General features: G+C 71.7%; 27 protein-coding genes. 3 read left to right on the forward strand and 24 right to left on the reverse strand.

Annotation, left to right across the window (positions count from 1 at the left end):
• Positions 1-4 precede the first annotated feature (4 nt).
• The 6 genes from RGQ06_RS16845 to RGQ06_RS16870 all read right to left on the reverse strand — a co-directional run bounded on the left by RGQ06_RS16845 (position 5) and on the right by RGQ06_RS16870 (position 6,898).
• Positions 5-862, reverse strand: a complete 858-nt coding sequence (locus RGQ06_RS16845) for an ABC transporter permease (protein ID WP_432429879.1) — start codon at positions 860-862, stop codon at positions 5-7.
• A gap of 11 nt (positions 863-873) precedes the next feature.
• A complete protein-coding gene (locus RGQ06_RS16850) occupies positions 874-1,644 on the reverse strand; it encodes an MlaE family ABC transporter permease (RefSeq protein ID WP_432429880.1) in 771 nt (256 codons plus the stop codon).
• A 28-nt stretch (positions 1,645-1,672) separates the two neighbouring features.
• Complete coding sequence (locus tag RGQ06_RS16855; protein WP_432429881.1) at positions 1,673-2,536, reverse strand: ABC transporter ATP-binding protein; 864 nt, start codon at positions 2,534-2,536, stop codon at positions 1,673-1,675.
• A 235-nt stretch (positions 2,537-2,771) separates the two neighbouring features.
• A complete protein-coding gene (locus RGQ06_RS16860) occupies positions 2,772-3,944 on the reverse strand; it encodes a LysM peptidoglycan-binding domain-containing protein (protein WP_432429882.1) in 1,173 nt (390 codons plus the stop codon).
• A gap of 94 nt (positions 3,945-4,038) precedes the next feature.
• Positions 4,039-5,643 carry an FAD-dependent thymidylate synthase gene (locus RGQ06_RS16865; RefSeq protein WP_432429883.1) on the reverse strand — a complete coding sequence of 535 codons (1,605 nt, stop codon included), beginning with the start codon at positions 5,641-5,643 and terminating at the stop codon, positions 4,039-4,041.
• A gap of 67 nt (positions 5,644-5,710) precedes the next feature.
• Positions 5,711-6,898, reverse strand: a complete 1,188-nt coding sequence (locus tag RGQ06_RS16870) for a M20 family metallopeptidase (RefSeq protein WP_432429884.1) — start codon at positions 6,896-6,898, stop codon at positions 5,711-5,713.
• 59 nt (positions 6,899-6,957) lie between these two features.
• On the opposite strand from RGQ06_RS16870, the gene RGQ06_RS16875 reads away from it, so the two are divergent.
• Positions 6,958-7,986 carry a GNAT family N-acetyltransferase gene (locus tag RGQ06_RS16875; RefSeq protein ID WP_432429885.1) on the forward strand — a complete coding sequence of 343 codons (1,029 nt, stop codon included), beginning with the start codon at positions 6,958-6,960 and terminating at the stop codon, positions 7,984-7,986.
• Positions 7,987-7,995: 9 nt separating this feature from the next.
• Here RGQ06_RS16875 and RGQ06_RS16880 read toward each other — a convergent pair whose 3' ends face one another.
• From RGQ06_RS16880 to RGQ06_RS16910, 7 genes are all read right to left on the reverse strand, one after another.
• Positions 7,996-8,982 carry a zinc-binding dehydrogenase gene (locus RGQ06_RS16880; protein ID WP_432429886.1) on the reverse strand — a complete coding sequence of 329 codons (987 nt, stop codon included), beginning with the start codon at positions 8,980-8,982 and terminating at the stop codon, positions 7,996-7,998.
• Between the two features lie 68 nt (positions 8,983-9,050).
• Positions 9,051-9,662: a hypothetical protein gene (locus RGQ06_RS16885; protein ID WP_432429887.1), complete on the reverse strand. Its 612-nt coding sequence runs from the start codon at positions 9,660-9,662 to the stop codon at positions 9,051-9,053.
• Positions 9,659-12,304: a DEAD/DEAH box helicase gene (locus RGQ06_RS16890; RefSeq protein ID WP_432429888.1), complete on the reverse strand. Its 2,646-nt coding sequence runs from the start codon at positions 12,302-12,304 to the stop codon at positions 9,659-9,661. Before RGQ06_RS16890 ends, RGQ06_RS16885 begins: the two co-directional genes overlap by 4 nt.
• Positions 12,301-13,068, reverse strand: a complete 768-nt coding sequence (gene tatC, locus RGQ06_RS16895; RefSeq protein WP_432429889.1) for a twin-arginine translocase subunit TatC — start codon at positions 13,066-13,068, stop codon at positions 12,301-12,303. Before tatC ends, RGQ06_RS16890 begins: the two co-directional genes overlap by 4 nt.
• Positions 13,065-13,421 (reverse strand): Sec-independent protein translocase protein TatB, encoded by a 357-nt coding sequence (gene tatB / locus RGQ06_RS16900; protein ID WP_432429890.1) that lies wholly within the window; start codon positions 13,419-13,421, stop codon positions 13,065-13,067. Before tatB ends, tatC begins: the two co-directional genes overlap by 4 nt.
• A gap of 40 nt (positions 13,422-13,461) precedes the next feature.
• Positions 13,462-13,671 carry a hypothetical protein gene (locus RGQ06_RS16905; RefSeq protein ID WP_432429891.1) on the reverse strand — a complete coding sequence of 70 codons (210 nt, stop codon included), beginning with the start codon at positions 13,669-13,671 and terminating at the stop codon, positions 13,462-13,464.
• A gap of 4 nt (positions 13,672-13,675) precedes the next feature.
• Positions 13,676-14,029 (reverse strand): hypothetical protein, encoded by a 354-nt coding sequence (locus tag RGQ06_RS16910; protein WP_432429892.1) that lies wholly within the window; start codon positions 14,027-14,029, stop codon positions 13,676-13,678.
• A gap of 109 nt (positions 14,030-14,138) precedes the next feature.
• On the opposite strand from RGQ06_RS16910, the gene RGQ06_RS16915 reads away from it, so the two are divergent.
• Complete coding sequence (locus RGQ06_RS16915) at positions 14,139-14,846, forward strand: glycerophosphodiester phosphodiesterase (protein ID WP_432429893.1); 708 nt, start codon at positions 14,139-14,141, stop codon at positions 14,844-14,846.
• A gap of 11 nt (positions 14,847-14,857) precedes the next feature.
• Here RGQ06_RS16915 and RGQ06_RS16920 read toward each other — a convergent pair whose 3' ends face one another.
• Entirely contained in the window at positions 14,858-16,873 is a 2,016-nt protein-coding gene (locus RGQ06_RS16920) for a HelD family protein (protein ID WP_432429894.1), read from the reverse strand.
• Between the two features lie 28 nt (positions 16,874-16,901).
• Here RGQ06_RS16920 and RGQ06_RS16925 point away from each other — a divergent pair, with 28 nt between their 5' ends.
• The gene (locus RGQ06_RS16925) at positions 16,902-17,417 is read left to right on the forward strand and encodes a nicotinate-nicotinamide nucleotide adenylyltransferase (protein ID WP_432429895.1); all 516 of its coding nucleotides are present in this window, start codon (positions 16,902-16,904) and stop codon (positions 17,415-17,417) included.
• Here RGQ06_RS16925 and lepB read toward each other — a convergent pair.
• The 10 genes from lepB to dop form a co-directional block, all read right to left on the reverse strand.
• Positions 17,414-18,022, reverse strand: a complete 609-nt coding sequence (lepB, locus tag RGQ06_RS16930; RefSeq protein ID WP_432429896.1) for a signal peptidase I — start codon at positions 18,020-18,022, stop codon at positions 17,414-17,416. The genes RGQ06_RS16925 and lepB overlap by 4 nt on opposite strands.
• 31 nt (positions 18,023-18,053) lie before the next feature.
• Positions 18,054-19,013 carry a helix-turn-helix transcriptional regulator gene (locus tag RGQ06_RS16935; RefSeq protein ID WP_432429897.1) on the reverse strand — a complete coding sequence of 320 codons (960 nt, stop codon included), beginning with the start codon at positions 19,011-19,013 and terminating at the stop codon, positions 18,054-18,056.
• Positions 19,013-19,951 carry a helix-turn-helix transcriptional regulator gene (locus tag RGQ06_RS16940; protein WP_432429898.1) on the reverse strand — a complete coding sequence of 313 codons (939 nt, stop codon included), beginning with the start codon at positions 19,949-19,951 and terminating at the stop codon, positions 19,013-19,015. The genes RGQ06_RS16935 and RGQ06_RS16940 overlap by 1 nt, the downstream gene beginning before the upstream one ends.
• Before the next feature lie 13 nt (positions 19,952-19,964).
• Positions 19,965-20,981, reverse strand: a complete 1,017-nt coding sequence (locus RGQ06_RS16945; RefSeq protein WP_432429899.1) for a DUF3866 family protein — start codon at positions 20,979-20,981, stop codon at positions 19,965-19,967.
• Between the two features lie 13 nt (positions 20,982-20,994).
• On the reverse strand, positions 20,995-22,353 hold the full coding sequence (gene pafA / locus RGQ06_RS16950) for a Pup--protein ligase (RefSeq protein ID WP_432429900.1): 1,359 nt from the start codon (positions 22,351-22,353) through the stop codon (positions 20,995-20,997).
• A 10-nt stretch (positions 22,354-22,363) separates the two neighbouring features.
• Positions 22,364-22,870 carry an STAS domain-containing protein gene (locus RGQ06_RS16955; protein ID WP_432429901.1) on the reverse strand — a complete coding sequence of 169 codons (507 nt, stop codon included), beginning with the start codon at positions 22,868-22,870 and terminating at the stop codon, positions 22,364-22,366.
• A 77-nt stretch (positions 22,871-22,947) separates the two neighbouring features.
• Entirely contained in the window at positions 22,948-23,625 is a 678-nt protein-coding gene (prcA, locus tag RGQ06_RS16960; protein WP_432429902.1) for a proteasome subunit alpha, read from the reverse strand.
• On the reverse strand, positions 23,622-24,467 hold the full coding sequence (gene prcB, locus RGQ06_RS16965) for a proteasome subunit beta (RefSeq protein ID WP_432429903.1): 846 nt from the start codon (positions 24,465-24,467) through the stop codon (positions 23,622-23,624). The genes prcA and prcB overlap by 4 nt, the downstream gene beginning before the upstream one ends.
• A 21-nt stretch (positions 24,468-24,488) precedes the next feature.
• Positions 24,489-24,683 (reverse strand): ubiquitin-like protein Pup, encoded by a 195-nt coding sequence (locus RGQ06_RS16970; protein WP_432429904.1) that lies wholly within the window; start codon positions 24,681-24,683, stop codon positions 24,489-24,491.
• A gap of 37 nt (positions 24,684-24,720) precedes the next feature.
• A complete protein-coding gene (gene dop, locus RGQ06_RS16975) occupies positions 24,721-26,235 on the reverse strand; it encodes a depupylase/deamidase Dop (protein WP_432429905.1) in 1,515 nt (504 codons plus the stop codon).
• Positions 26,236-26,240 lie beyond the last annotated feature (5 nt).

The following is a 26,240-nucleotide window of genomic DNA, read 5'->3' on the forward strand; positions in this document are numbered from 1 at the left end:
GGCGTCATCCGGTCAGGCTCACGGTGTTGCCGCCACCCCAGAAGATGAGGGACAGCACCAGGTTGAAGACCACCACGGCCACGATCGAGAGCCGGATGGCCCGGCCGACCGCGACGCCCACGCCGGCCGGGCCACCGCTGGCGTAGAAGCCGTAGTAGCAGTGGATCAGGGCGACCAGCACGGCGAACACGCACGCCTTCACCAGGCTGTAGAAGATGTCGATCGGTGGCAGGTAGAGGCGGAAGTAGTAGTCGTAGACGCCCGGGGAGAGCCCGAAGAACTCGGTGGTGACCAGCTTGGTGGCGAAGAAGCTGGCGAACAGGGCGATCAGGTAGAGCGGGATGATGGCGATCAGGGCCGCGAGCACCCTGGTGCCCACGAGGTAGCTGATCGGGCGCACCGACATGACCTCGAGGGCGTCGATCTCCTCGGAGATGCGCATGGCGCCGAGCTCGGCCGTGAACCCGGCCCCGACCTGGGCGGCGAAGGCGACGCCGGCGATGAGCGGGGTGACCTCGCGGGTGTTGGCGAAGGACCCGATCAGGCCCGTGAAGGCCTCGGCGCCGATCTGCTCGAGACCGGCGTAGCCCTGCAGGCCCACGTTGGCGCCGGTGAAGAACGACATCGAGAAGATGACGAAGACCATGCCGGCGCCAACGATCAGCGCACCGGCGCCCACCGTGATGTCGGACACGAGGCTGAAGACGACGTTCTTGTACTTGAGGCGCAGGATGAGCGTCGTCAGCACGTCCCACAGCACCCGGCCGTAGAACGACAGCTGCTTGCCCATGTCCTCGAACCCGTCGCCGACGGATCGACCGAGATCCTGGGCGGGTCTGGTGAGCTTGGTGACGGCGGCCATGGGGATCCCGTTCAGAACTTCGGCGGAACGAGCGCGAAGTAGAGGGACGTCATGATCAGGTTGGTGAAGAAGATGAGGATGAAGGTGATGACCACGCCCTGGTTCACGGCGTCGCCGACCCCCTTGGGCCCACCCTTGGCGTAGATGCCCTTGTAGCAGGACACCGAGGCGGCGATGAACCCGAACACCACGGCCTTGAACAGCGACGAGTACAGGTCGGGGAGTTGCACGAGCGACGTGAAGCCCTGGAAGTAGGCGCCGGGGGTGACCTTCTGGATGATGACGTTGAAGAAGTAGCCACCGGAGATGCCCGCGATCGAGACGAGGGACACCATGAACAGGCCCACCGTCGCGGCGGCGTAGAGCCGGGGGGTGACCAGGCGGTGCACGGGGTTGATGGCCATGACCTCCATGGCGGCGAGCTCGTCGCGGATCTTGCGGGAGCCGAGGTCGGCGGTCATCGCGGACCCGCCGGCACCGGCGATCAGCAGCGCGGTGGCCACGGGGGCGGCCTCGCGCACGATGGCCAGCACCATGGCCGCGCCCGTGGTGGACTCCGCGCCGAGCTGGCGGGAGAAGGTGCCGACGTGCAGGGCGATCACCGCGCCGAAGGGGATGCTGATCAGCACGACGGGGATCGAGCACACCTTGGCGATGAACCAGCACTGGCCCAGGTACTCGCGCCACCACGACTTGAAGTCCCACGTGCGGCGGAAGCCCTCGAGGGAGATCGCGAACATGTTCCCCGTCTCGCGGACGACGAACTGCACCTTGCCGATCATCGGATCGTCCAGATCACGTCGAACCGCCTCAGACCGTCATCACGCCGTAGTCGTCGACGTCGCGCCCGTCGGCCTCGAGCCGCCGGCGCTCGCGCTCCATCAGCTCCTTCTCGACCTCCGTGCGCTCGTCGGCGAGCTCGTCCATGCCGATCGGCCCCATGGCCCGGCCGGCGAGGAACTGGCGGATGAGCGGGTTGTCCGTGGTCCGCATCTCCTGCTTGGACGCGAACTTCACCAGCTTCGCCTGGTACAGCACGGCGATGTAGTCCGACGTCCGCATCACCGAGGCGATGTTGTGGGTGATGATCAGGAAGGTGGCGCCGGTCTCCTCCTGGATCTTCTTCACCAGCTCGTCCAGGTAGGACACACGCACCGGGTCGAGGCCCGAGTCGGGCTCGTCGAACAGGATGATCTCGGGGTCCATCGCCAGGGCCCGGGCCAGGCCGGCGCGCTTCTTCATGCCCCCGGAGACCTCGCCGGGGTACTTCTTCATGTGATCGAGCAGGCCGACGAGGCTGGCCTTCTCGAGCACGATCTGCTTGATCTCCTTCTCCGACTTCCTCGTGTGCTCACGGAGGGGGAAGGCGATGTTGTCGAACATGTTCATCGAACCGAAGAGGGCGCCGTCCTGGAACAGGACGCCGAACTTCCGGCGGACCCGGTAGAGGTCCTTCTCCCCCATCGACACCGTCTCCTCGCCGTCGACCCAGATCTCGCCGTTGTCGGGGCGCAGGAGGCCGATGACGTTCTTCAGCAGCACCGACTTGCCCGTGCCCGACGGGCCCATCACCGCCGAGATCTTGCCGCGGGGGATGTCGAAGGAGATGTCCTGGAGCACGGTGTGCGACCCGAAGCTCTTGGTCACGTTGCGCAGCGAGATCGCAGCATCCATGGGGGCACCTCAGGGTGGTCCGGCGTGTACGGCGACGTTCCGGGCGACCGCGTCCCCAGTGACGTCCGGCACTCCCGAGGGCGTGACCGTACGACAGCGCTCCGTGGCGCGCCAACACTGCGCGTTTCGGGATCTACTGCTCAAAGGGTGACGGTCGAACGGAGTTCGATCCGACCCAGCCTTCGCCGTCGGTCGGGCCGTTCCCTGCCCAGGCCCTGCGCCGGACCCGAGGCGCTCAGCAGGAGCTGTAGAGGAGCGGGAACGGGTTCACCGCGGAGCCGCTCGGGTGCACCTCGAAGTGCAGGTGCGGGCGGCTGCCGCGGGCGTTGCCCGTGTCGCCGACCGTGCCGATGACGTCGCCGGCGCTGACCTGGCCCGTCTTGCCGAAGGCGTCGAGGTGGCTGCCGTACATCTTGACGCCCGACGAGGTCGTGAGGCGGAACTGCTTGCCCCCGATGCTGCCGGTGGCGATCTCCACCAGTCCGCTCGCCGGGGCGCGCACCGGGGTGCCCCGAGGGGCGAACAGGTCGGTGCCGGCGTGGGAGCGACCTCCGCTGCGAGGGAAGCCCCAGTCGTTGAAGAAGGTGCCCCCGGGGACGGGGCAGACGAAGCCGCCGGCGCCCGAGCCGGTGGACCCGGGGATGGTGAGGGTCTGGCCGATGCGGATGCGGTTCGGGTCCGAGATGCCGTTCGCCTTCGCGATCGAGCTCGCGGACACGCCGTAGCGCCCGGCGATGGAGCTCAGCGTCTGGCCGGACTGCACGACGTGGGTGCCGCCCGGGGTGCTGGTGGACCCGCCGATGGCCGGCAGGGAGCCCGGGTTGAACAGCACCAGGCGGGTCGTGGCGTAGATCTTGCCGTCGACCAGGCCGTTCCAGGCGACGAGGTCGGCCGTGCGGATGCCGTACCGGGCCGCGATGCCGGCGATGGTGTCGCCGTGCTGGACCGTGTGGCGCTGACCGGGGAGCTGCTTGCCGCCAGAGGACGGGGCCGAGGGTGCGCCGGTCGTGACCGGCCGGGCCGTGCCCTGGACCTGCAGCGATCGCCCGACCACGATCAGGTTCGGGTTGGCGATCCCGTTGGCGCTGGCCAGCGCGGACACGGTGGTGCCGTAGCGGGCTGCGATGCTGGCCAGCGTGTCGCCGCTGCGAACGGTGTGGGTCGCAACCGTCGGCGACGACGGCGCGGCGCCCCCACCGGGGATCTTCAGCGTCGTGCCGGCCATGATCAGGTTCGGGTTCGCGATGCCGTTGGCATCGACCAGGGCCTGGACCGTGGTGCCGTTGCGCTGGGCGATGGAGCCCAGCGTCTCGCCGCTGCGGACCACGTGGGTCCCGGAAGCGGCGATGGCGAAGACGCCGACGGTGATCAGCGCAACGATGTCTCGTGGGCGAAGGGGGACGCGCACGTGCAAATGCCTCCTGCGGTCTCCGCCCGCTCGGAAGTGACGGCAACGTACCGAAGCCCCTCCAGCAACTCAACCCCCAATCTCAACATCAGCCTCAGGTGTTGCGGCGGGCTTCGGCGGCCCGCTCGGCGTCGAGGCGCTCGAGGGCGGGTTCGGCGGAGTGGTCGACGAAGCGCATGCTCTCGGCGATGGCTTTGTGGCCGGCCTGCTCGGCGATGAGGCGGTGCATCTCCTGGGCGACCCGGCGGTAGGCGGGGTGGCCCTGGGGGGTCGAGCGCAGCTCGAGGACGTGCATGGCCGACCTGGCGTTGAGGTGGAGGTAGAACCTCACCTTGTAGGCGAGGGCGACGGCGTAGCTGGCCTGCTCGGGGAAGTCGTCGGCGAGGGCGTCGTACAGCGAGGCCGAGCGATCCATGGCGTCGTCGAAGGCCGCGGTCTGGCCGGCGGCGTCGACGGCCGGCGGGCGCACGTAGCCGTGGCGCGGCGTGAGCTTCTGCCAGTCGAGGGTGAGCATCCGGTGGCGCTGCAGGTCCCGGAAGGCGCCGTAGTCGGCGAGGATGTCGAAGCGGTAGTAGGAGCGCTCGAGCGCCCGGCCCGGCTTGTGGCGCCGGTTCTTGCGGTCGCCCTCGTAGGCGCGGATGACGGCCAGGCGGTCCTCGACCGACATGGCCCGGACCCGGTCCTCGAGCTGGGTCTCGGGCAGCTCGCTGTAGGCGTAGAGCATCGACGCCACGGTCTTGATCTCGGCGTCGGGGTCGAAGTCGACGAGGGTGACCTCGGCGACGTCGTCGGGCTCGACGTCGGGACCGAGGAGGCGGTCGGCCACAGCCGCCATCGCCGCCTCGCGGTCGCCGAAGTAGTCGCGCCAGACCTCGCCGCGGTCGGGCAGGTCGACGCGCCTCAGGAACGAGGGGATGACCTTGCGCAGCTCGGTGAGCATGAGATCTGCGTAGGCCCGGGCCTCGGGCAGCGGGTGCGAGCGCATCCGGTACAGCAGCAGCTCGTAGCTCTGCCCGGTGCCGTAGATGCCCACGTTCGACAGCGACGACGCCGGCAGCATCCCGCGGATGGCGTCGAGGGCCTTGGCCTTGATGGCCTGGCGGTAGACGAGGTCGGAGTCCTCGCGGGCCTTGGGGAACTGCTCGCGGAAGAACTCCTGCATCACCGGCACCAGCTCCGCGTAGGCGTCGAAGAGCCGGTCCATCTCCCCCACGTAGCGCAGGGCGAGGGGGGAGGCGAGCACCTCGGGATCCCGGTAGTAGCGGTAGCGGCCACCGAGGCGGGAGTCGTAGGCGATGTAGCGGGTCGACTGCTCGAGGTACGCGGCCAGGCGTCCCCACTCGAGGATCTTGGTGAGGATGTTCGACGCCTGCTCGCACGCCAGGTGCACCCCGCCGAGCTGGGCCACGGAGTCGTCGCCGTACTCGAGGAAGACCTTCTGGTAGAGCTGCTCGGCCCGCTCGAGCCCCACGGTGGCGTCCACCGTCTGGTCGCCGGTGATGTCGAGGTCGCCGACGAACTCGTCGAGGAACAGCCGGCGCAGCGACTTGGGCGAGCGCGAGTAGCGGGCGAACAGCGCCCCCTTCACGACCTCGGGCAGGTTCACGAGGGCGAAGACCGGGCCGTCCAGGTTCGTGAAGTACCGCCGGAGGATGTCCTGCTCCTCCTCGGTGAACTCCTCGGCGATGTAGACGGCCACGGCGGGAGATGCTACGGGCTCGGTGCGCTCCGGCCGGTGACCACTGCGCGTGCTCCCTGCCGTGCCGTCATCGGCGGGCGGCGACCTGCTCGCGGTGCTCGGCCGTGATGGCGTCGAGCAGTCCGGGCTGCATCCAGAGGTCGGCCACGGTCCAGGCCAGCGCCTTGGCGCCGTCGAGCACCGCGGCATCGCCCAGCGGACCGGCGGCGAAGCCGGCGAAGGCCTCCGTGTGGATCGCCGTGCCGGGGTCGGCCGCCTGGATCATGGGGTGGATCGAGGGGACGACGTACGACACGTCGCCCATGTCGGTGGAACCGACCACGCAGCAGGTCTCGTCCGGCACCCGGACGTCGCGCCCGAGTGCCGCCGCGTTCGCGGCGTAGAGGTCGCAGTAGGTCTCGACGGGCACCATGTCGGCGTACGGGGGCTCGAGCCAGTCCAGCTCCACCTCGCAGCCCGCGGCCGCGGCGCCCGCTTCGAGGCAGGCCACGACCCGGGCCTTGAGCGCCTGCAGCCGAGCGACGGTCGGCGACCGGACGTACCACTCCGCCTGGGCCCGGGACGGGACGATGTTCGGCTTCTCGCCGCCGTCGGTGAACACGCCGTGGATGCGCTCGTTCGGGTCGATGTGCTGGCGGAGCGCGGCGACGTTCACGTACCCGAGCACGGCGGCGTCGAGGGCGTTGCGACCCCGCTCGGGCGCCGCCGCGGCGTGGGCGGACTCGCCGCGGTAGGTGGCCAAGCACCGGTGGATGGCCACGGTGTCCATGCCCCGCAGGTCGGCGCCGGAGGGGTGGACCATCATCGCGGCATCGACGCCCTCGAACGCGCCGGCCCGGATCTGGAGGACCTTGCCGCCTCCCCCCTCCTCGGCGGGCGTGCCGAGGATGGTGACCCGGCCCTCGCACACGTCGGCGACCGCGGCAGCCGCCAGTCCGGCGCCGAGGCCGGCGGCCGCGATGATGTTGTGCCCGCAGGCGTGGCCGATGCCGGGCAGCGCGTCGTACTCCAGGCACACCGCGATGTTCGGTCCGCCGGTGCCGGCGTGGCCGACGAAGGCGGTGTCGAGGCCGTGGGAGCGCCGCTCGGTGGCGATGCCCTGGTCCTCGAGGACGTCGCAGAGCAGGTCGTGGGCGTGGCGCTCCTCGAAGTTCAGCTCCGGGTTGGCGTGGATGCGGTGGGAGACGTCGAGGAGGAGATCGGCCCGGCGGTCGATCTCCTCGGCCATGCGGTGCTTGACGGCGTCGAGGTCCATCGGGCGAGCGTAGGGCCAATTCGCTGGAGCCCGGTCGTCGGTGGTGCGACACTCCGGCGATGCCCGGCATCGAGGTGCACCAGGTCACCGAGGACCGCCCCGACCTCCTGGAGGCACTGGTCGCGGTGCGCGCCGTCACCGATCGCGAGGTCAACCCCGATGACCCGCCGGCGCCGGCGGAGGAGGTCGCCCCGGAGCTGTTCAGCGAGTGGGCGATGGTCCGCCACGTCGGGTTCGTGGCGTCGGTCGACGGGTCCCCCGCCGGTGAGCTCGGTCTGGCTGCGGAGAAGACGGAGGAGAACGCCCACATGGTCGACGTGGAGTGGCTCGCCGTCGACCCGCTCCATCGACGTCGAGGGGTGGCCGACGCCCTGCTGCGCACCGGGCTCGGTTGGGCCGAGGACCACGGCCGGAGCGCTGCGGTGCTCTGGGCGCCGACGCTGCCCGGCGGAGCCGGACGGGCCTACGCCGAGCGCTGCGGGGCCACGCTGCGCCTCGAGGAGCGGTGCAGCCGCCTGCCGGTCGCCGAGCTCGACCGGGTCCGCCAGGACGAGTGGCTGCGGGCCGGACGGGAGCGCACCGATGGCTACCGCATCGTGCAGTGGGTCGGCCCGACACCCGAGCAGCACCTCGAGGCGCTCGTCGCGGCCCACCGCGCCATGGAGGACATGCCGACCGACGAGCTCGACTGGACGGTGCCCCCGATGACGCCCGAGCGGCTGCGGTCCCGCGACGAGGTCTGGGCGGCTCGCGGCCGGTGCAACGTCTCGACGCTGGCCCTCGCACCCGACGGCGCGGCGGCCGGGCTGTCCGAGCTGCAGATCAACACCCATCGCCCGGAGCTCGCCGGGCAGGGCGACACCGGGGTCGTCGCCGACCATCGCGGCCACGGCCTCGGCCGGTGGCTGAAGGCGGAGAACCTCCGCCTGGCCCTGGACACCGAGCCGCGGATCCGGATCGTGGAGACCTACAACGCCGAGTCCAACCCGTGGATGCTGGACATCAACGTCGCCATGGGGTTCCGGCCCCACGTCGGGTACCAGGCCTTCCAGGGCGACGTCGCCGCCATGCGCAAGATCGTGGGCTGACCGGCGCGGTCAGACCGGGTGGCGCAGCACGACCTTGCCCAGCTGGTCGCCGCTGCGCAGCCGCTCGAGCGCGTCGGGGTAGTCGGCCCGGTCGAACACCTCGTCCACCGCCACGGGCAGGCCGAGGTCGACCAGGCGGGTGACGGCGTCGAACTCCTCGTAGGAGCCCATGGTCGAGCCGATGATCTCGATCTGCTTGAAGAACAGCTTGGGCAGGTCGACCTCGACCTTCTGGCCCGACGTTCCCCCGCACACGGCGAGGCGCCCGCCCGGGACCAGCGACCGGACCGATGCGTCCCACGTCGCCGGGCCGACCGACTCGACCACGACGTGGGCCTTCACCGGCCAGCTCGGCTCGGAGGAGTCGAAGCCGGCCGTGGCGCCCATGGCCACGGCCTGGTCGATCTTGGCCCGGTCGCGGGAGGTCACGTAGACCTCGGCACCCATCCGCAGCGCGAGGGCCAGCGCGGCCATCGAGACACCGCCGCCGATGCCCACGACGAGCACCGTCTCCCCCGCCACCAGGCGGGCCCGTCGGAGCATGCGGTAGGCGGTGAGGGTGGCCAGCGGGTAGGCGGCGCACTCCTCCCAGGTGCGTGACTCGGGCTTCGGGACGATGTTGCGGGCCGGCACCACCACGCCGTCGGCGTGGCCACCCCAGCGCTGCTCGCCCAGGATCTGGAAGCCGCGGCCGACCGGTGCGTCGTTGCCGAGGTGCACGACCGCATCCATCGTCGACACGGCGGGGTTCACGACGACCTCGGCCCCGACCTCGAGGTCGAGCCCCTCCCCCACGGCGTCGATCACGCCGGCCACGTCGCACCCCGGCACGTGGGGCAGCGTCGGCTTCGGCATGCCCCGGGTGAGCCACAGGTCCATGTGGTTGAGGGCGGAGGCCACCGGGCGCACCCGCACCTCGCCGTACCCCGGCTCGGGGGTGTCGATGGTGCCGAACCGGTAGCTGCCGGGCGACTCGTCCAGGATCCAGGCGTCCATGGCCGGCGATTCAACCGGAAATCTCGTGGATCGGTCACACCTGTGGTGACCGATCCACGGAATTTTCGCTACACGACGACGGTGAGGGCGTCGGGCACCACCCGGATGGAGAGGGCCCTGGCCTCCCCCACCCGCTCGCCGTCGAGCCACACCGACGTTCCGGGGGCCAGATCGAGCTGCACGGCCTTCACCCGTCGCTCGCTGATGCCGGGGTGCGGGACGTGGGTGCCGGTGCGCAGGCGGCTGCGGGCCTTCCACCGGTCCCCGAGGGACAGGTCGGCCTCGAACAGGTCGAGGCGACCGTCGCCCGGGTGCGAACGCGGAGCGACGTCCCAGTCGCCGAGGAACTGCGCGTTCATGGCAGCCACGATCGGACCGCGCCACCACGATCGGCGGGCGACGAGGTGGGCGACGAAGAAGTGCAGCGAGCCGTCGACCAGGACCTCGCCGAGATCGACGGGCAGCGCCTGGGCCTCGGCGCTCCGCAGCCGGTCCTCCCGGCCGGAGGCCCCGCAGGTGCGGGCCAGGTCGCCGGCAAGGAGGCCGAGCGTCGGCACCGCTCGGTTCGCGCGGCGGGCCTCGGTGACGGCGCGGCGGGCCTCCAGGTCCGAGGCCACCACGATGCCGTCGTCGGGGAGGGCGCCCGGGCCGCCCCACGGCTCGCCCTTGCGGACCGTCACGGGGACCGGTGCGTCGGATCCGCGTCGAGATCCTCGTCGTCGTCCACCGACGCGGATGCCGAGACCACGCCGCGCTCGAGGGCACCGACAGCGCGGCGAGCGGTGGCGCGAGTGACGTCGTCCGGGGCCAGCTGGGCGATCTGGCGCACGAGGTCGATCAGCTGGCGCACGGTGCGGACGAAGTCGCCGCCCGTCAGCTCCAGGTTGGTCTCCTCCAGCAGGTCGCCGAGACCCTCGCCGGCGCACCACTCGTGGGCGACGGCGCAGAAGCCGTGGTCGCTGCCCCGCGACCACGGCAGCCCGACGGCGTCCTCGGCCGCCTGCACCCGGCGCACGATGGAATCGATCTCGGCGGCGCGCTCGCGGACCCGGCGCGACGGGTAGCGCGCGGCCGGCGGCGGACCCGGTGCCCGGTGCTCGTACACGAGGGTGCTGGCGGCGGCGGCCAGCTCGGGCGCGTCGAGCCCGTCGAAGACGCCGTCGGCGATGGCCTCGGCCACCACCAGGTCGGCCTCGTGGTACACGCCGGCGAGGAGGCGCCCCCGGTCGGTGAGGGACCAGGTCTCGACGTAGCCGAACTGGTCGAGGACGTCGAGCACCCGGTCGAACTGCAGGCTCAGGGTGCTGGTCTGGCGCTCGATCCGCCGGGACAGCTCGTGCACCTCGCCTTCGAGGCGCAGGGCCCGGTCGAAGGCCCGCAGGTGGGCCTCGGCATCGGGGCACTCGGCCACCGGGTGGTCGACGGCCGGGACGTCGGGGACGTGCTCCGAGCGTGCGGGCACCCGGATCCGCGCCAGGCGCGACGCGACCTGGCCCCGGAAGTCGCTGTCCTCGGGGAGGTAGGGCTCGGGCAGCTCGACCGCACCCAGGCGCTTGGGCGGCTGCTCGAAGTCGGCCATGCTCACCACCGCGACCTCGCGGGTCTCGGTGACGGCCTTGACCTTGATGCTCCCCTTGCGGAAGGCGACCGAGAGCACGGCGACGCGGGGCCCGTCCTCCAGGGCGATGACGTCGCCCGGCTTGAGCGACGCCAGCGCGTGCTCGAGCTGGGCCCGCCGCACCCGGCGGGGCGCGGTCGCCCCGAGCAGCTCCCGGTACTCGCCGACGTCGCCGAGGTCGCAGGTCGCCTCGGCCTGCACGGCCCGGAGGTTCTGCCGCCGCTTGTCGAGGCGCCGTTCGAGCACGACCACGGCCTTGTCCGCCTGGTACTGCGCCAGCGACTGGTTGAGCAGGCGGCGGGCCTCGTCGCGCTCGTGGCGCCGGATCAGGTTGACGGCCATGTTGTAGGTGGGGCGGAAGGCCGACCGCAGCACGAAGGTGCGGCTCCCGGCGAGGCCGGCGATCTGCCCGAAGCTGATGAACGGCGACCACAGCACGATGGCCGTGCCGTGGGTGTCGATGCCGCGACGCCCGGCCCGGCCCGTCAGCTGGGTGTACTCCGAGGGTGTCAGCAGCTCCCGCCGCTCGCCGTTGAACTTGGTCATCCGCTCGATGACCACGGCCCGGGCCGGCATGTTGATGCCGAGGGCGAGGGTCTCGGTGGCGAAGACGACCTTGACCAGGCCCCGCACGAAGCAGGCCTCGACCGCCTCCTTGAACGGCGGCACGTGGCCCGCGTGGTGGGCGGCAACGCCCGCCTCGAGGCCGGCCAGCCAGCGGTCGGCGTCGAGGGCGTCGAGGTCGTGGTCGGTCAGGGAGGTGAGGTGGTCCTCGGCGATCCGGCGGATCTGGGCGCGCTCGTCGCTGGTGGTGAGGCGCACGCCAGCATCGAGGCAGCCCTTCACGGCGTCGTCGCACGCGGCCCGGCTGAAGATGAACACGATGGCGGGGAGCAGCTCGTCGTCCTCGAGCACGTCGAGCACGTCGAGACGGTTCGGCGTGTACCACGGGCTCCGGGGCCGGCCCCGCCCCCGCTGCTGTCGACCACCGTGCCTGGTCGGGCCGCGCGAGTCGATGTCGAAGCGCTCGCCCTCCGGGTTCGGGCGGCCGTCGACGAGGGTGTCCAGCAGGTGCAGCCGGTCGCTCGTCTTGTCACCGACCAGGTAGGTGTTGGCCAGCTCCACCGGACGGGTCTGCTCGACCACCACGTCGGTGGGCCCGCGCACCGTGGCCAGCCAGTCGCCGATGTCGTGGGCGTTGGAGACCGTCGCCGACAGGCAGACGAGCTGGACGTGCTCGGGGAGGTGGACGATGACCTCCTCCCAGACCGGCCCCCGGAAGCTGTCCTGGAGGTAGTGGACCTCGTCGAGGACGACCACGGCCAGGTCGTCGAGCGAACGACCGGCGTAGATCATGTTCCGGAGCACCTCGGTGGTCATGACCACCGCGGGGGCATCGCCGTCGATCGAGTTGTCGCCGGTGAGCAGTCCGACGCGCCCGCTGCCGTAGCGGTGGCGCAGGTCGCCGAACTTCTGGTTCGACAGCGCCTTGATGGGCGTGGTGTAGAAGGCGCGCAGGCCCCGGTCCATGGCCTGGGCCACCGCGTAGTCGGCCACGACGGTCTTGCCTGCGCCGGTCGGCGCGCTGACGAGCACGGATCGGCCCTCGTCGAGGGCGTCGGCGGCCCGGCGCTGGAACCCGTCCAGCGCGAAGGAGTAGCTCTCGAGCAGGGCCTGGGTGTGGGGGCCGACGGGTCCGGTCATGACGACAGGGTCGCTTCCTCCCGACGGCGCTTCCGGGTGAGCAGCATCCCGATGAGGATGGCGAGCTCGTAGAACAGGTACATCGGAACCGAGAGGATGCCGAGCGTGTATGGATCACCCGACGGGGTGATGACGGCCACGAGCACGACGATGCCGAGGATCGCGTGCCGGCGGTACTTGCGCAGCGTCGAGGCCTCCACGATGCCTGCGAGCTGCAGGAAGATCAGCACGATCGGGAACTCGAAGCCCACGCCGAAGGCCAGCATCATGTACGTGATCAGCTCGAAGTAGGGCGCGGGCCGGAACTCCTGGTTGAGGCCCTCGCCGCCGACGTTGACCAGGAACTCGAGGGCCGGCGTCAGCGAGTAGAAGGCGAGCCCCGCGCCGAGCAGGAACAGCACCATTCCGGCGAACACGAACGGGTAGGCCCACTTCTTCTCGTGCGAGTAGAGGCCCGGGGTCACGAAGCGCCACACCTGCCAGAGCAGGACCGGCATGGCGATGGCGATGCCGCCGTACCCCGCGATCTTCAACCGGACCGAGAAGCCCTCGAGCGGCTCGGTCTGCAGGAGGAGGCAGTCGTCGACGGAGCTGCCCTGCAGGTCGCAGTACGGGTCGAGGAGGATGTCGAAGATCTGGGGGTACAGGAACCAGGCCACCACAGCGCCGATGGCGATGGCGATGGCGCTCTTGATGATCCGGTCGCGCAGCTCGTAGAGGTGCTCGAGCATCGACATGCGACCCTCGGCGGTGTCATCCCTCACGTGTCCTGCTCGGCGTCGGTCTCGCTGGTGTCGGCGACGGCTTCGATGGCATCGAGCTCGGCCTGGGCGGCAGCCATCGCCGCTCCGGGATCGGGTGCGGTGCCGGCGGCCTGGTTGGTGGCCGGGGCGCTGCCCCGCGCGGCCTGGTCGGCGGCGAGGCGCTCCCGCTCGGCGTCGCGCTCGGCTTCGTCGAGTGCGCTGCGCAGGTCGGTCTGGAAGCCTCGTGAGATCCGGCGCATCTCACCGATGAAGGTGCCGAGCTGGCGCATCGCTCCGGGGAGCTTGTCGGGACCGAGGACCACGAGAGCGACGACGCCGATCACGATCAGCTCCATGCCGCCGACGTTGAACATGGCGCGGAGTGTACCGACGGGCCCAGGAGCCCCCGCTTCGTCAGCGGGCGGCCGTCCGGCCCGTGCCGGCGGTGCGGACGTCGTGCACGGCGCGCTGGACCTCGCCGATGCTGCGGACCTCGGCGCGCAGGCCGTCGAGCACCGCCTCGTCCCGCAGCGAGCGAGCGATGGCCACGCCGAGGACCACCAGCGCGGCGGTCACGAGCAGCAGGGGCAGCGCCGCGACAGCGATCCCCAGGGCGGCGGGCACGACGTCAGCCGGCTTCGGTGGTGGAACCGCCGGGGGCGGGGTCGAGCAGCTCGCGCTGCCAGTCGTCGCCCTCGAGCAGCTCGTGGAAGTCGAGCAGGTCGTCGTGGGTGAACGCCGGCCCACCGTGGGGCTCGAACAGCTCGGACGGGATCGACCAGGCGGTGAGCTCGACGCCCGAGGCGACCAGCAGCTCCACGACCCGGGGCTCGGCGTCCTTGACGACCGACATGGCGCAGCTCGGGCACCGGAAGACGTAGGACCCGGCGTCGTCGTCGATGCAGACCCGCACCCGGACGTCGTCCACGTGCAGCTCGACGTCGCCGCACTCCTCACAGCTCGCTCTGATGCGTGTCGCCATCGTGGTCCCCTCCCAGGTCCCTCGCTCTCCTGCACCAAGCATCGGCAGGGGAGGCCGACCACTTGAGGCGATTCCCTCGCGTTCTGCCGGTCCTGCTTGGCTGGCCGCCATGGCTCGGGTCGCCTCCCTCCGACAGCCGCCCATCGGCTTCGCCCACCGCGGCGCCCGAGCCCACGCGCCGGAGAACACCCTGGACGCCTTCGCGCTGGCGGTGAAGCTCGGGGCGACCGGCCTGGAGAGCGACGTGTGGGTGACGGCCGACGGCGTGGCGGTGCTCGACCACGACGGCGTCGTCCGCAAGGGGGTGCGGCGTCGCCCGATCGCCGACGTCCGGCGCGACGACCTCCCCGACCACATCCCCTCCCTCGCCGAGCTCTACGACCGCTGCGGGACCGACCTGCCCCTGTCCCTCGACGTGAAGGACGCCGCCGCCCTCGAGCCCACGCTCGCCGCCGCCCGCGACGCCGGCGCCGAGGAGCACCTCTGGCTCTGCCACCCGGACTGGGAGCTGGTGGCCACGTGGCGCCGTCCGGCCGAGGGCGCCAAGCTCGTCGACTCGACCCGCATGGCCAAGATCAAGGAGGGCCCGGAGCGCCGTGCGATGTCGCTGCGCGACGCCGGGATCGACTGCATCAACATGCACGAGACGGACTGGACGGGTGGCCTGACCACGCTGTTCCACCGCTTCGGCCTCGAGTGCTTCGGGTGGGACGCCCAGCTGCCTCGGACCCTCCGCCAGCTCATCGACCGCGGCGTCGACGGCGTCTACTCCGACCACGTCGACCGCATGGTCGACGCCCTCGCCGGCCGCCGCTGACGTCCGCGCTGTCAGGTCCCCAGCGCGCTCGGCAGGGGTTCGGCGTGGACGATCACCAGGCGGCGGGTCGGGCGGGTGAGCGAGACGAACAGCGCGCGGTGGCCGGCCGGCTCGGCCCGGACGATCTCGGACGGCTCGACCACCACGACGACGTCGAACTCGAGCCCCTTGGCCAGCAGCGGGGTGAGCAGGGCGACCGACCCCAGGCCGTCGATGCCCGGGGCCCAGGCGACGCCGGCGTCGTCCAGGGCCGACGCGAGCTCGTCGTGGTGCCCGGTGGTGGCGATGATCGCGGATGTGCCCCGCTCCCCCGCCGCCTCTGCGACCGCGCGAGCCGACGTGGCGGCCAGCTCGGACTGGGCGGTGGGCACGAGCTCGGGCGCCTCCCCGGTCGTGCGGATCGAGCGGGCCGGGGTCACGTCGGGGGCGGCGACCGGCAGCAGGCGGTTGGCCAGTTCCAGGATCGGCGCCGGGGTGCGGTAGCCGACGGTGAGCTCGGCCCGGGCGGGCGCCGCGGCCCCCTGGAGCAGGGCGACGACGTCGTCCCAGCTGCGCTGCCCCCACGCCCGGGTGGCCTGGGCCAGGTCGCCCACGACGGTCATCGAGCCGCCGTGCGCCCGGCGGGCCAGCATCCGCAGCGCCATGGCCGAGAGGTCCTGGGCCTCGTCCACGATGATGTGCCCGTACGTGGTGCGCACGCCGTGCAGCCGGGCTTCGGCTTCGTCGAGCAGGGGCACCTCGGCCGGCCACCAGCGGACGTCGGCCTTGCGGGACGGAAGCGGGCGGGCCAGCAGCGCGGCCTCGTCCTCGCTGAGGATGCCGGCGGTCGCCCGGCGCCGCGCGGCCCGGTTGGTGAGCAGGCGCTGCACCACCGTGGTGGCGGCCAGCGTCGGCCACATCCGGTCTAGGTGGCGGGCGAAGCCGGCATCGCTGCGGGCGGCGGCCACGAAGTTGGCCTTCAGGGCCGGCACCTCCGCGCTCCGCTCGTGGAGCTCGTAGGCGCGGTGGAGCAGCTGGTTCCGCAGGGCATCCTTGCCGGTGGCGTGGGTCACCCCCCGCCCCAGCACGTCCTCCACCGACGCAGCGACGTCGTCGGGGAGCAGGCGCACGATCCCCCAGGCCGTGCCGATCGCCACCGGTTCGTCGGGCACCCGGATCGAGTCGACCACCAGGCGGTCGAGGACTGCGGCGAGGCGGACGTCGCCCTTGATCCGACCGACCGCGTCGGGTTCGGCCGCCCCCTCCTCGACCCGGACCGTCGCCGGGCGCAGGCCCTCGACGGTGGTCTGGCGCACGGCGGTCTCCCCCAGGCTCGGCAGGACGTCGGCCACGTAGCGCAGGAAGAGCTGGTTGGGTCCCACGACGAGCACGCCGCGGTCGAGCAGCTCCAGGCGGTGCTCGAAGAGCAGGTACGCCGCCCGGTGCAGGGCCACGGCCGTCTTGCCGGTACCGGGGCCGCCCTGGACGACGAGGAGGCGATCGATCGGCGCCCGGATGACCTCGTCCTGCTCGGCGGCGATCGTGGCCACGATGTCGCGCATGGTCCCCGTGCGCTCCCGCTCCAGCTCGGCGAGCAGCGGGTCGGGGATCCCGCCCGACAGCAGCGCCCGATCCGGGTCGGAGAAGTCCTCCTCGAGGATGTCGAGCAGGTCCCGGCCCTCGGTCAGGAACCGGCGCCGGCGGTCCAGGCCGAGGGGGTCGTGGACGGTCGCCCGGTAGAAGGGCACCGACACCGGCGCCCGCCAGTCGACGACGAGGGGCGCTCCGGCCTCGTCCTCCACGTGGCGGCGCCCCACGTACCACTGCTCGTCGTCCTGGTCGATCCGGCCGAAGGCGAGCGCGTCGTCCCGGTCGGCGAGGGACTCCAGCCGGCGGCGCAGGTGGAACGCCGCCACCTCGCTGTCGACCTGGGTCGCGGCCGCCTGCGAGGCCCCGAGCGCGGCGGTGGTGCGCGCCGCCATGGCCCGCAGGGCAGCCGTCGCGCGCTCGAGGTGGCGCTGCTCGTCCAGCACGTCGGGATGGGCCATGGGGGGCGGCAACCGTAACCTCGATGCCGTGGCCGGTCACGGCGTTTACCCAGGGTCCTTCGACCCGCTCACCGTCGCCCACCTGGCGATCGCCGACGCGGCGCGCGAGCAGTGCGGCCTGGTGCGGCTCGACCTCGTCGTGTCCCACGTGGCGCTGGCCAAGGAGGACCGCCGCCAGACGTCGGTGGCCGAGCGGTTGGCCCGGATCGATCGCGCCACCGTTGGCCGGCCCTGGCTCCGCACCCGCGACACCGAGGCGCAGCTGCTGGCCGACATCGCCGAGGGCTACGACCTGCTCGTCCTCGGCGCCGACAAGTGGCACCAGCTGCACGACCCCCGCTTCTACGGCGGGTCGGACGAGGCGCTCCGGGCCGCACTCGCTCGCCTGCCTCCGGTGGCCGTGGCCCCGCGCGCCGGTGTGCCCCTCCCCGACGACGGGCTGGCGACCGTGCTCGACGTGGACCCGGTGCACCACCCGGTCAGCTCGACGGGCGTGCGGGAGGGCCGCACCGAGTGGCTCGCCGGCGGCGCCGATGATCGCTAGAGCGTGCCGAGCTGGGTGAAGGGCCAGATGACCACGAAGGCCCGGCCGACGATGTCGTCGGTCGGGACGGCCTTGAACCGGCGGGAGTCGTCCGAGGCGCCGCGGTTGTCGCCCATCAGCCAGACGTGGTCCTCGGGCACGACGTAGGGCGGGAAGACGGAGGTCTCCAGCGCGTCGGGCAGGTACGGCTCAGCCAGCGGCCGGCCGTCGATGAGCACCTGCCCGCCTCGCCCCTCGACCGTCTCACCCGGCAGGGCGACGACGCGCTTGATGAGGTCCTCGATGCCGTCGGAGCCCGGGCCGCCGGGGCGGGCGAAGACGACGATGTCGCCGCGGTCGATGTCGCCGGTCGAGTAGCTGAGCTTGTTGACCAGGACGCGGTCGCCCACCTCGAGGGTGGGCACCATCGACTCCGACGGGATGTAGAAGGCCTGGATCAGGAACGTCTTGACGACGAGGGCCACGACCAGGGCGCCGACGATGACCGCGACCCACTCGATGGCCGAGCGCGTCGAGTGGGACATCCCCGCGCGCGTGCCCTCGGCCGCATCGCCCGGACCCGGGTGGTCGGCGGGCCCGGACCCGGGGTCGGTCGTCTCGGTCACAGTCCAGCGATGCTACCGGTGGGTACCGGGATCACCGCGAGGCCGGGCCGGCCTCGTACCGGGCCAGCAGCCGCGCCGCGGCCTCGGCACCGGCCCCGACGAGGTCGTCGGGGCCGTCGACGACCCGGCCGTGGGGGCCGAGCTGGAGGAGCAGGCGCTCGAGCCACGGTCGAGCGCTGACCACCAGGGTGAGGCGCAGCCGCCCGCCCCCGATGTCGGTGCGGGCCTCCACCGGGTACTGGTCGGCGACCCACGCACCGCCGGCGTCGACCTCGAGGGTGACGCGGGGCAGGTCCTCGGCCGGGCTGAAGGCCTCGGTGGACGTGCGATCGAGGGTGCGGTCGAAGTGCTCGCCCGTGGCCACGATGTCGGTGATCCGATCGACCCGGAACACCCGGTCCCCCGGCGTCGTGCGGCAGTGGGCGTCGAGGTACCAGGCCCCCTCGCTGTGGAACAGCCGCAGCGGCTCGATGGTGCGCTGGGTGTGCTCGTTCCGGGCGTGGCTGAAGTAGCCGATGTCGAGCGCCTCGCGGTCTCGCACCGCGGCTTCCAGGATCTCGAGCAGGTCGCCGGTGGGCTCGGCGAGCACGACCTCGAGGTCATCGTCGAGGTCCACGCCGAGGGCGCCGGCGATCTTGCCCAGCGCCCGGGACAGGGGCCCGGCCGGGTCGTGACCGGTCGCCGGCATCGAGGCCTTGGCCGCAGCCAGGATCACGAGGGCCTCCTCCTTGGTCAGGCGGAGGGGGCGCTCGAAGAAGTTGCCGTACTCGAGCCGGATCCGGTCGTCGTCGAAGACCAGCTCGATCAGGTTGTCCGGGGTGTAGGGGTACAGGCCGACCATCGGGACGATCTCGAGGTCGGCCATGAGCTCGTCGGACGTGAGCCCGAAGCGGGCGCAGACGTCGGCGACGAGGGGTGCCTCCTGCTCGGCGATCCACGGCACGATGGCGAGGATCCGACCGAGCCGGTCGGTGGCGCTCGGACGGCCCATCAGGCGGCACCGCCGTCGTCGGCCACGGCCCGCAGCCAGTCGATCAGGTCGTCCCGCAGCTCGTCGGGGCCGAGCACCTCGGCGTCGTCGAGGAAGCCGAGGACGAAGGAGCGGAAGCCCTCGGGCCGCCGCACCGGCAGCGTGAGGACCACGGAGCCGTCGTCCTCCCAGTCGGCGGGGACGGCGGGGCCGACCTGGCCGACAACGACGCGGGCCTGCCGCGGGCCGATGCGGACGCGGGCCTCGACCGGCTCGTCGTCGCCCAGGGCCCAGCCGTCGAGCTGGAGCGGGTTGTCGGCCGGATCGAGGTCGACCTCGGCGCTGCCCGGCTCGCCGGCGTCCATGTCGCCCTCCACCCGGTCGAGGCGGAAGGAGCGGGCCTCGCCGGCGTCGGCGTCGTGGCCCTGGAGGTACCACCGGCCCCGCTGGTGCTGCAGCCGGAACGGGTCGACCGTGCGGTCCTTGCCGCCGTAGCGGAACCGCAGGCGGCGTCCCGCTGCCACCGCGTCGAACGCAGTGCTCAGGTGCGGGGCGGTCGGGAGCGTGGCGATGGTGGAGGCGGTCTGGCCCCGCAGCGGTGCGCCGAGCTTGCGCAGGCCCCCGGCCGCGCTCGCGCCCTCCAGCCGCACGGCGCTGGCGGCCAGGTGGATGGCGGCCAGTTCGTCCGCGTCGAGGCCGGGATCGCGCAGGTAGTACTCGTCGGGGTCGATGCGGTAGCCGTCCTGGGGCGGCGTGGACCCGGGCACCGTCTCGATCCGCAGCGGCACCCCCTGGTCGCGCAGGTCCTTCTTGTCCCGCTCGAACGCCCGCTTGAACGACTCCTTGTCCGGCGGGTAGCCGGGGATCCGCCGATGGAGCTGCTCGGACGTCAGGGGTCGCTCGGCGTGGAGGAGCTCGGCGATCAGGTCGAGGAGGCGTTCGATCTTCGGGACGGCCATGGGGACGGCGAGGCTACCCGTGGTCCCGGCGCCGCCCTGGACGATGCCCCGCGACCACACCGGCCGCGGCGCCGGCGGCGAAGAACAACGGATCCTCGGAGACGGTGCGCCCCATGGTCGTGACCCGCAGGTCGCGAGCGTCGAGCCACTCGGCGATCGGCGGCGGCTCGGTGACGACCACGTCGTGGTCCTCCCGGCTGAGCTCGGCGCCCAGCACGGTCGGCACCGTGACCCGGGAGCGGGTCAGGTCGAGCACGGTGCTGACGTGGTGGCTCACGCCCCGGTGCCGCTCGCGCCGGTCGGCCGAGGAGGCCCGCACGCAGCAGATCGGGTCTCCGCCGAGGGCGGCAGCGGCGTCGAGCACGGCGGCGGCCTCCACGGCCGTCGTCCCCAGCGCCGCTCCGGTGCCGACCACCCCGGGACCCATGGCCACGATGACGAGGTCGGCGCCGAGCTCGTGGACGGCGAGGGTGAGCGCGGACGGCACCGACACCGCTTCGAGATCGCCGCCGAAGGCGTGGCCGGCCGTGACGGTGCCGTGCACCAGCGCAGCCCGCTGCATGTCGACGACGAGGTCGGAGAGGGCCAGGGGCAGCGAGGCCCCGTCGGTCATGACGTAGGCCACGCGCGCGTCGGGGTGGTGGTGCAGGTACCCGGCGGCGACGAGCGGCACCTGGCTGTGCAGCGTGCCGACGACGACCGGGGTGCCGGCGAGGTCGGCGGGCACGTCGCCGTCCTCCTCGGCGGCGCCGGTGTCGCACTGCAGCGACGTGTACCGCACCTTCATGATGTGGCCGGGGCCGGGCTGGTCGAGGTGCTCCCGGGACTGGTTCCAGTGCACGACGTGCCACCCGCCGGTGCCGAGCCCGAGGCCGACGGCGGTGGTGTTGAGGACGACGCGGTCCCCCACGTCGACCGTGCCGATCAGCTGGGTGAGGACGTAGGCCCGGCCGGCCGTGGTGCCCACCCGCTGCAGGCCGGGGCGCTCCAGGAGCACCTCGGTGACGTCGGCCGTCTCGAAGGTGGGCACGCTGCCGTGGCCCTCAGAGGCTGGCGATGAGCCGGTCGACGCGGTCGTCGCTCGACTTGAACGGGTCCTTGCACAGCACGGTGCGCTGGGCCTGGTCGTTCAGCTTCAGGTGCACCCAGTCCACCGTGTAGTCGCGCTTGCGCTCCTTGGCCCGGCGGATGAAGTCGCCCCGCAGCTTGGCCCGGGTGGTCTGGGGTGGCGTCTCGATGGCCTCGTCGATGGCGTCGTCGTCGCAGATCCGCTCGACGAGGCCGTTGTTCTGCATCTTGTAGAACAGGCCGCGCTCGCGGTTGACGTCGTGGTACTGCAGGTCGATGAGCGCGACCCGGGGCGAGTTCAGCGCCAGGTCGTGCTTGTTGCGGTAGCGCTCGATGAGGTGGTGCTTGGTCACCCAGTCGCACTCCCGGCTCAGCGAGAGCGGGTCGGTGCTGAGGCCGTGCATCACGTGCTGCCACATGTCCAGGGCCCGCTGCTCCTGGTCGGGCAGGCCCCGCCGGGCGGCGTAGGTGAGCGCCTTGTCCAGGTACTCCTGCTGGATCTCCAGGGCCGACAGCTCGCGCCCGTTGGCCAGGCGCACCTTGCGCTGGAGGGTGATGTCGTGGCTGATCTCGCGGATGGCCCGGATCGGGTTCTCCATCGTCATGTCCCGCATGACCACGTTCGGGTCCTCGAGCATCCGGAGGAGGATCGCCGTGGTGCCGACCTTCAGGTAGTTCGTGTACTCGTTCATGTTCGAGTCGCCCACGATCACGTGGAGGCGCCGGTAGCGCTCGGCGTCGGCGTGGGGCTCGTCGCGGGTGTTGATGATCGGCCGGCTGCGGGTGGTGGCCGAGCTGACGCCCTCCCAGATGTGCTCTGACCGCTGGGCCAGGCAGAAGACCGCGCCCCGGGCCGTCTGCAGGACCTTGCCGGCGCCGGCGTAGATCTGGCGGCTGACGAGGAACGGGATCAGGTGCTCGGAGTAGGACCCGAGGTCGTCGTGGCGGCTGGTGAGGTAGTTCTCGTGGCAGCCGTAGGAGTTCCCCGCCGAGTCGGTGTTGTTCTTGAACAGGTAGATGACCCCGCGGATGCCCTCCTCGCGCAGGCGCTGCTCGGCGCTGGCGAGGAGCTGTTCGAGGATGCGCTCGCCGGCCTTGTCGTGGGTGACCAGATCCACGAGGTCGTCGCACTCGGGCGTGGCGTACTCCGGGTGGGAGCCCACGTCGAGGTACAGGCGGGCGCCGTTGGCCAGGAACACGTTGGAGGAACGGCCCCAGGACACGACCCGTCGGAACAGGTAGCGGGCGACCTCGTCGGGGCTGAGCCGCCGCTGGCCCCGCAGGGTGCACGTGACGCCGTATTCGTTCTCGAGTCCGAAGATGCGGCGCTCCACGCACCGCAACCTATCGGTGGGTCTGGGGCTCCGGTTGCCAGCCCTCGCCGTAGCCGTTGTCGGCGAAGGCACGGGCCTGGAGGGCGTCGGCCACGCTCGTGAACACGGCGTGGTGCTCGGTCACGCCCCACCGCTCGAGCACCATGCGGCCCGACAGGCGGGAGGCGACGATGCAGCAGTCGAGCCCGGCCGTGGCCGTCCCGAACGCCTCGGCGAGGATGTCGAAGCCGGCCTGGTCGAGCAGGGTCACCTGGTCCACGTCGAGGACGACGGCCTCGGCGCCGGCGAGCGCACCGGGGATGGTGGGGGCGATCTCCGCGGCGAAGGCGTCGTCGAGGCCCCCGTCGAGCGTCACGATCGTGACGTCGCGCCGGACGTGGACCTGCATCCGGCCGTCGTGGAGGCTGATGGCCGGCATCGGGCCGGTGACGGGATCGTCCGCGCCGGCGCCCGGGCGCGTGCCGACCTGACTCGGATCCGTGTCGGTCTGGGTGTGGGTGCGCTCGGCGATGGTCACGGCGTGCTCCTGATCTCTGTTGCGATCAGGTTACAGCCCGTCACGTGACTGTCAACTGCATTTCCCGGGTTCCGCGGTCACCCGAGCAGTGCGGTGAGCGCCTCTCCCTCGATCCGGGCGAACTTGCGGCGGCCGTTGGAGCGGGCCAGCACGGCGATCTCGAGGTCGTCGGCCCCGAGGGCGCGATCGTCGCCGGCGAGAGCGCCCACGGCAGCACGCAGCGCGGCCCCGAGGTCGAGCTCATCGGCCCAGGACTCGTCCAGCCGGGCCGTGATCGCGTCGGCCTCACCGCCGAGCACCGAGAAGCGGTCCTCGTCCACGACGGAGCCGTCGTAGAGGATGTGGAACAGCTCGTCCCCGGCGCGCTCGTCGCCGATCTCGGCCACGAGGATCTCCACCTCCATCGGCTTCATCTCGTGGGTGAAGGTGTGGTTGAGCATCTGGGCGTAGGCGTTGGCCAGGCTCTGCGCGTCCACGTCCTCGCGGGAGTAGGCGTAGCCCTTCATGTCGGCGTGGCGGACGCCGGCGACCCGCAGCTGGTCGAACTCGCTGTAGCGGCCGACGCCCGCGAAGGCGATGCGGTCGTAGATCTCGGAGATCTTGCGCAGCGTGCTCGAGGTGTTCTCGGCGGCGAAGAGGATGCCGTCGTCGTAGGAGACGGCGCACAGGCTGCGCCCCTTGGCGATGCCCTTCCGGGCGTAGTCGGCCCGGTCCTTCATGACCTGCTCGGGTGCGACGTAGAAGGGCATGCTCATCGCTCGACCTCCTGGTCCGGGCGAGCGCCACCGTCGGCGGAGCCCCGGGTGTTGGACGGCGACAGGTCGCCGAGCAGGCCTTCGAAGCGGCGACGGATCTCGTCGTCCTCCAGGCGGCGGTAGCCGTCGGCGTCGATGACGGCCACGATCGGGAAGATGCCCCGGACCAGGTCGGGCCCGCCGGTGGCGGAGTCGTCGTCGGCCGCCTCGAACAGGGCCCGGATGGCGAGGTCGACGGCGTCGGAGGGGTCCATCTCGGCCCGGTAGCCGATCTTGACGACCGTGCCGGCGTGGAGCGATCCGCTGCCGGTGGCGGCGTGGTGCAGCTCCTCGTAGCGGCCGCCGGTGACGTCGAACTCGAACAGGCGACCCACCCCGCGCTGCAGGTCGTAGCCGGCGAAGAGCGGCACCACGACCATGCCCTGCATGGCGGCGGGCAGGTGGGCCCGCACCATCTGGCTGAGCTGGTTGGCCTTGCCCTCGAGGCTGAGGTGGTGGCCCTCGACCTTCTCGTAGTGCTCGAGCTGGAGCTGGAACAGGCGCACCATCTCCATGGCCGGGCCTGCCGCGCCGGCGATGGCCACACCCGAGAACCGGTCGGCCGGGAACACCTTCTCCATCGATCGGTGCGAGATCAGGTTGCCGGACGTGGCCCGGCGGTCGCCGGCCATGACCACGCCACCTGCGGTGCGGATCGCGACGACGGTGGTGCCGTGCATGATGGTCAGCGGGTGGCTGGCAGCATCGGCGATGCGGGTCTCGGGGTCTCGACCCTGCCGGCGCAGCAGGCCGGCGAAGTCAGGACCCGGATCGACGTCGGGGGTGAAGAACGGGAGCGTCACGCAGCGGACACTACCGCCGGCTCACTCCCCACCCTTCTGGATGTAGGACTTCACGAAGTCCTCGGCGTTCTGCTCGAGCACGTCGTCGATCTCGTCCAACAGGTCGTCCAGCTCGGCCTTGATCTTCTCACCGGATTCCGAGCCGGCCGGGACCTCTTCGACGGTCTCGGTGTCGCGCTGCGGGGCGGACTTTCGCTTCTGTTCTCGTTCAGCCATCACGAGCTCCAGGGTCTTGCCGGTCCGTGACGCGGTGTCACGAACCCAAACGGGACAGCAGCTCGGCCGCCGTCTCGCACTCGTCGATCAATGTACCCACGTGCTCCGCGGTTCCACGCGACGGCTCCATCATCGGCACCCGCCGGAGGGGGTCGCCGCCCACGTCGAAGACCAGCGAGTCCCAGTTCGCGGCCACGATGGCGTCGGGCCACTTCTGCAGGCACCGCCCACGGAAGTAGGCGCGCGTGGTCTCCGGCGGGTTCGACACCGCGTGGGCGACCTCGTCGTCGCCCACGAGGCGCGCCAGCCCGGCTCGCTCCGCCAGGCACCGCTCGGGTCGCAGGTCGTGGTACTGCAGGCCGATGGCGGCCAGCCGTGGGTCGCCCCACTCGAGGTCGTGGCGCTCCCGGTAGCCCTCGAGCAGGCGGCGCTTGGCCACCCAGTCGACGACGTCGGCCGCCTGCGTGGGATCGGTCTCGAGCTTGGTGAGCACGTCCTCCCAGCGGGCCATGACGTCGGCGCCGACCTCGTGGCCGACGGCGTCGAGGCCGCGGGTCTCGGCGTACTTGCGGGCCCGCTCGAAGTACTCCCACTGGGCCTCGAGCGCGGTGATCGTGCCGCCGGCGGCCAGCTCGAAGGGCCTCGTCAGGCCGACGTCGTAGGACACCTGGCGCAGCGCGGTGATGGGAGCGGCCGGGGCCAGGTCGATGCCGAGCTCGTCGTCCTCGATCATCGCCAGCACGATGGCGGTCGTGCCCACCTTCAGGTAGGTGGCGACCTCGCTCATGTTGGCGTCGCCGATGATGACGTGGAGCCGCCGGTACCTCTTGGCATCCGCGTGGGGCTCGTCGCGGGTGTTGACGATGGGCCGCTTCAGCGTCGTCTCGAGCCCGACCTCCTCCTCGAAGAAGTCGGCGCGCTGGGACAGCTGGTAGGGGATGTCCTGGGCAGTGAGACCGGGGGCCTCCACGCCGACCTTGCCGGCGCCGGCGAAGACCTGGCGGGTGATGAAGAACGGCGTGATCTGGCGGACGATGCGGCCGAAGGGGGTGTCCCGGGCCAGCAGGTAGTTCTCGTGGCAGCCGTAGCTGTTGCCCTTGCCGTCGGAGTTGTTCTTGTGGACGATGATCTCCTCGCCCGGCCCGAGCAGCTTCCCGGCGGCGGCCATCGAGCGCCGCAGGATCTCCTCGGCGGCCCGATCCCACACGACGACCTCGCGGGCATCGGCGCACTCGGGCGTGGAGCACTCCGGGTGAGCGTGGTCCACGTAGTAGCGCGCGCCGTTGGTGAGCACGGCGTTCACGAGGTGGGTCTCCACCTCCGGGGGACGGGCGTCGCCGGGGGTGGTGCCCCGGGCGTCCACGTGGGGCATCTCGTCCTCGAAGTCCCAGCCGACCCGCGGGGCGGTCCGGGCCGACTGCCCGGTGCGCACCAGCTCCTGGACGTAGGCGTTGATGAGCACCGACGACGCGGTGATCGGGTTGGACTCACCACCACCGCGGGCGACGATGCCGAACTCGGTCTCGATGCCGACGATCTTCGGAACAGCCATTCCTC

This window comes from Salinilacustrithrix flava (assembly GCF_041228405.1).
GTDB classification, from domain to species: domain Bacteria; phylum Actinomycetota; class Acidimicrobiia; order Acidimicrobiales; family Salinilacustritrichaceae; genus Salinilacustrithrix; species Salinilacustrithrix flava.